The organism is uncultured Demequina sp., from assembly GCF_913055775.1.
In the GTDB taxonomy this organism is placed as follows: domain Bacteria; phylum Actinomycetota; class Actinomycetes; order Actinomycetales; family Demequinaceae; genus Demequina.
The window spans coordinates 1-4,700 of record NZ_CAJXJX010000166.1 but is presented as its reverse complement, the minus strand read 5'-3'; the positions used below and the strand labels follow the sequence as shown (position 1 = coordinate 4,700).

7 protein-coding genes are annotated in these 4,700 nt (G+C 71.4%); all 7 read right to left on the bottom strand.

The genetic code is table 11. From position 1 onward, the window contains the following. Window positions 1–58 precede the first annotated feature (58 nt). From QZ483_RS12780 to QZ483_RS12750, 7 genes are read right to left on the bottom strand one after another with little or no spacing between them, the layout of a single operon-like run. A complete protein-coding gene (locus QZ483_RS12780) occupies window positions 59–778 on the bottom strand; it encodes a phosphoenolpyruvate-utilizing N-terminal domain-containing protein (protein ID WP_297084600.1) in 720 nt (239 codons plus the stop codon). After that, entirely contained in the window at window positions 775–1,053 is a 279-nt protein-coding gene (locus tag QZ483_RS12775) for an HPr family phosphocarrier protein (RefSeq protein ID WP_297084598.1), read from the bottom strand. The genes QZ483_RS12780 and QZ483_RS12775 overlap by 4 nt, the downstream gene beginning before the upstream one ends. 34 nt (window positions 1,054–1,087) lie before the next feature. Then, window positions 1,088–2,038, bottom strand: coding sequence for a 1-phosphofructokinase (pfkB, locus tag QZ483_RS12770; protein ID WP_297084596.1), 951 nt, complete (start codon window positions 2,036–2,038; stop codon window positions 1,088–1,090). Further along, window positions 2,035–2,796: a DeoR/GlpR family DNA-binding transcription regulator gene (locus tag QZ483_RS12765; protein ID WP_297084594.1), complete on the bottom strand. Its 762-nt coding sequence runs from the start codon at window positions 2,794–2,796 to the stop codon at window positions 2,035–2,037. Before QZ483_RS12765 ends, pfkB begins: the two co-directional genes overlap by 4 nt. Window positions 2,797–2,835: 39 nt before the next feature. Next, window positions 2,836–3,876: a zinc-dependent dehydrogenase gene (locus QZ483_RS12760; protein WP_297084593.1), complete on the bottom strand. Its 1,041-nt coding sequence runs from the start codon at window positions 3,874–3,876 to the stop codon at window positions 2,836–2,838. A 22-nt stretch (window positions 3,877–3,898) separates the two neighbouring features. Next, the gene (locus QZ483_RS12755; protein ID WP_297084591.1) at window positions 3,899–4,351 is read right to left on the bottom strand and encodes a PTS sugar transporter subunit IIA; all 453 of its coding nucleotides are present in this window, start codon (window positions 4,349–4,351) and stop codon (window positions 3,899–3,901) included. Further along, window positions 4,341–4,649 carry a PTS lactose transporter subunit IIB gene (locus QZ483_RS12750; RefSeq protein WP_297084588.1) on the bottom strand — a complete coding sequence of 103 codons (309 nt, stop codon included), beginning with the start codon at window positions 4,647–4,649 and terminating at the stop codon, window positions 4,341–4,343. The genes QZ483_RS12755 and QZ483_RS12750 overlap by 11 nt, the downstream gene beginning before the upstream one ends. Window positions 4,650–4,700: the final 51 nt, after the last annotated feature.

Here is a 4,700-nt window from a genome sequence, read left to right as displayed (position 1 = left end):
TGGGGCAGCTACTACCCCACGCAACCCCGCGTGATGGCCGGTTACATCCCCGAAGGCTTCAACCAGCTGCAGCGCCGCGGTCTGTTCGAGCGCATGCGCTACCAACCCGATTACCTGCAAACCGGCCCGGAGATTGCCCATGATTGCGCCTGAGACGCTCTGGCACAGCCTTGAACGCCACGCTGCCGAGCGCCCCAACAAATCTGCGCTGAGCGACGAGCAGGGCAGCATCAGCTACGCCGATTTGCCGGCCGAGATCCAGCGCCGGGCCGAGCACCTGCGCGCGGTCGAGCGTCGCGGTCTCTGCGGGGGCCAGGTCGTGGGCCACCAGGATGCACTCCTGAGTCAGGGGCGGGACGCCGGGCAGGGGAGCGCCGAGCACCAGCGCGATCGCACGGTCGCCCACGTCCCTGAGGTCGGCGGCGCGCTCCGCGAAGTACCCGCCCAGCGCGGCGAACTGGTCCATGAACTCGCGCGTGGCTCCGTCGATCGCGGTCGCGGGCCCGGCACCCGACGCCGCGCGAGCGATCGCGCCGTCGATGGGGCTCGGGTCGCGGGCGAGCATTGCCGTCGCGGACAGGATCGCGGCGGCAGGATCGCCCGCGCGGGCGGCGCGCGCGTCCAGGTCATCGGCGACCGCGTCGAACGCCGTCCTGATGCGCTCTTCCGCGTCCGCGGCAGGTGCCTCGTCGTCGGGCGGGCGCACCGCGGCGCCCACGCGCACGACCGGCCCGAACGCGATCCCGGCCGAGACCCCGATGCCGTGGACGACGGTCACGACGCGGGCTCGGCGTCGAGGTCCGTCGCGAGCAGCGTCGCCAGCTCGTCGAGCGCGCCCTCGGCTCCGTCGCCCTCGGCCGCGAGGGTCACCTCGTCCCCGTGCTTGGCTCCCAGCGCCATGATCGCGATCATGCTGTTCGCCGGGACGGGGCTGCCCCCGGCCTTCGCAATGGTCACGGGCACGGGTGCCTCGCCGGCGGCCTTGACGAAGATCGCGGCGGGCCGGGCGTGCAGGCCGACGGTGGAGCCGATGGCGACAGTTCGAGTGGGCATGTCATCTCCTTCGATGAGGGCTGGCGCGGGTGCGTCAGTCGGTGGTCATGGTGAGGCTGGGTGCAGGTGAGGGCGAGACGTCGACGACGATGCGGTCGACGTCCGCGGGGCCCGGCACCTGAGAGCCAGGCAGCGCCACGGCCGCGCTGCCCCATCGGACGGCGGTGGCGAGCGCAGCGTCACGCGTGGCGCCGGATTCGACGGCGTGGAGCCATCCCGCGAGGAGGCAGTCGCCCGCGGCCACGGTCGAGCGCGGGGTGGCGACGTGCGCGACCGCGTGCGACGCGCCGGCACGGTCCACGGCGATCGCTCCGCGCTCGCCCAGGCTCACCAGCACCGTTCCCACGCCCGCGTCGAGGACCTCGTGCGCGGCGGCGAGCACGTCCTCGAGTCGTGGCAGGTCGCGGCCCGCGTGCTCAGCGAGCTCGTGGTGGTTGGGCTTGACGAGGTCGGGGCGGGCCGCGATGGCGGTGGACAGCGGGGCTCCCGACGTGTCGATCGCCGCGCGCACGCCGCGGCGGTGCGCGCGCTCGATGAGCTCGGCGTAGAGCTGGCCGTCGAGCCCTGGCGGCAGCGAGCCGCAACCGACCGCCCACGTGGCGCCCTCCAGCCGGGCCTCGACCGCGTCCAGCATCGACTCAGCGTCGGCAGGTGTCGAGGCGCGGCCGGGTTCGTTGATCTTGGTGGTCGTGCCGTCGGGCTCCGCGATCGTGATGTTCGTGCGGACGGCGCCGGCGAGCTCGACGAAGACGTGGTCGACGGCGGCGGCGTCGAGCATCGTGGAGAACGCGGCCGCGGCCTCGGCGCCGACAGGCACGACCGCGCACGTCGGATCGCCGTTCGCCGCGAGCGCGCGCGACACGTTGACGCCCTTGCCGCCGGGGTCGTCCCTGAGGCTCGTGGTGCGGTGCACCCGGCCCCTGACCAGGCCATCGACGGTGACCGTGCGATCCAGGCTGGGGTTGGGGGTGAGCGTGACGATCATGTGCGCGCGACCTCCACGCCCTGGTCCTCGAGGTCCTGCACGGTGTCGTCGTCGAGGCGGTCGTCGCTGATCAGCAGCGCGAGGTCGTCGATAGCGGCGAAGCGATGGGTGTGGACCTGCCCCGCCTTGGACGCGTCCGAGACGCACACGGCGCGGCGCGCCGCGGCGGCCATGGCTCTCTTGGCGGCGGCCTCCGCCTGGTCCGGGGTGGTGAGGCCGTGCTCGACGGTGAAGCCGTTGGTGCCGAGGAACGCGACGTCCACCGTCACGTCCGCGAGCGCCGCGACGAGCCACTCGCCCACCGCGGCTCCCGTGCGGCGCCGGACGCGGCCGCCCAGCACCATGAGCTCGGTGCGCTCGCGGTCGGCGAGCCGGGCCGCGACGTCGACGGAGTTGGTCACGACGGTCAGGTGGAGCTCGGGAGGAAGCGCATCCGCGACGGCGAGCGTTGTCGTGCCGGAGTCGAGCAGCACCGCGTCGCCGTCGTGGACCTCCATCGCCGCGCGCGTGCCGATGCGGCGCTTGGCGTCCGCGTACTGGCTCTGCCGCGACTCAAGTGAGGGTTCGAGCGTCAGCCGCTCCACCGGGAGCGCCCCGCCATGCACGCGGCGCAGCACGCCGAGCCGCTCGAGCGCGGTCAGGTCGCGCCTGACCGTCTCGACCGTGACGCCCAGCTCATCGGCCAGCGAGCCCACCTCGACCCGCCCGCGCTGGCGCGCGGTCGCGAGGATGGATTGCTGGCGTTCCTGGGCGTACATGGCGGGGGTCTCCTCAGATGGTGGCGGCGGGACAGTGGATCACGGCTCGACGGTGACCTTGATGGCCTCGCCGCGCTTGACGATACCGAAGGCGTCGAGCACGTCGGCGAGGGGGATTCGCGCGGTGATCAGGTCCTTCACGGGCACCTCGCCCGAGGCGATGCGCTCAAGGGCCTGCTTGTTGTGGTGAGGCGCGGAGCCATTCGCACCGAAGATCCGCAGCTGGCGGTAGTGCACCAGGTTGGAGTCGCACGTGATCGTCGGGTCCGTCTTGGGAAGGCCGCCGAAGAACGAGATGCGGCCGTTGCGGGCCGCCATCGCGATCGCGTGCTCCTGGGCGATGTTCGCCGCGGTCGCCGTGATGATGCAGTCGGCGCCACGGCCGTCCGTCAGCTCCTTGACCTTCTCCACGACGTCCACCTGGGAGCCATCGATGACCTCTTCGGGGTGCACCGCATCGGCCGTCATCTTCAGGCGCTCGGCGTTCACGTCGATGAGGAACACCCGTGCCGCGCCATTGGCGCGCGCCAGGCGGATGTGCATAGCGCCGATAGGTCCGGCTCCGAAGACCACGACGGTGTCGCCCTCCTCGATGCCGAGGATGCCCTGCGCGTTGATCGCGCACGCGAGCGGCTCGGCTGCGGAGGCCTCGTCGAAGCCCACGCCCTCAGGGATGCGGTTGAGGCCGTCGACCTTCATGACCTCGCGGGGCACGATCATGTACTCGGCGAACCCGCCGGAGTACTGGTAGCCCATGGACGTCTGGTTCTGGCAGACCTCCATCCAGCCTCGCGAGCACTCGTAGCAGTCGCCGCACGGCACCGCGGCGATGACCTGCACGCGGTCTCCTGCGGACCAGCTCTCGACGCCGTCGCCGATGTCGACGATCTCGCCGGCGATCTCGTGGCCGATGATGCGGGGCGGGGACAGGTTCTGGTGGCCGTTGTGGAAGATCTTCACATCGGTGCCGCAGGTGGAGCAGTTGCGGACGCGGATCTTGACCTCGCCGGGTCCGACCTCCGGCTCCGGCACATCTTCGATGCGCACGTCCTCGGGGGCGTAGAAGACCAGGGCTTTCATCGGGTTCACTCCTTGGGGGTGTTCAGGGGGACAGCAGTGCGAGGACGTCCTGGGCGGACGTGGCCTCACGGAGGCGGGCGGCGCGCTCGGGGTCCATCAGGACCTGGGCGAGCGCGGCCAGGATGTCGACGTGCTCCTCGGACTTGGAGGCGATCGCGACGCACACGGTCACGGTCTCCCCGTCCCAGTCGATGCCGTCGGGGAACTGCAGGTAGGCGAGGGCGGCGCGCTCGATGTGCGCGCGGGACTCGTTGGTGCCGTGCGGAATGGCGACTCCCTCGCCCACGTAGGTGGACACCGACTTCTCGCGCTCGTGGAGCGCCGCGGCGTAGTCCTCCGTGGCGGCGCCGATCTCGACGAGCACCGCGCCGCACTGGCGCAGCGCGTCCGCCTTGTCCTCGGCCGCGAGGCCCAGGCGGATCGCGCTGGCGTCCAGCAGCGGGGGTGCCGCGGGAGTCGACGACTCAGGACTCAAGGGTCGTTCCCTTGACGATCGCGTCCTCGACCTTGGTGAAGGCGGGGTCGCCGATGAAGATCGTGAAGGGCACGATCACGGCGTCGGGCACGGTCGACTGCGCCCGGGAGGCGAGGCCCTGGTGGCACAGGACCACGGAGGCGTCGGCTGGGATCTCGTTGACGGGGGTGTGGACCACCTCGACGCCCCTCGCCTGCAGCTTCGAGCGCAGGTTGCTGGCGACCATCACCGAGCTGCCCATGCCGGCGTCGCATGCGACGACCACCTTCGTGACGTCTGATCCGTTGACGGTTGGCATCTCAATCTCCTTTGATCTCGGTAGTTTCAGTGTCTCGCTCGGGGCTCCGCC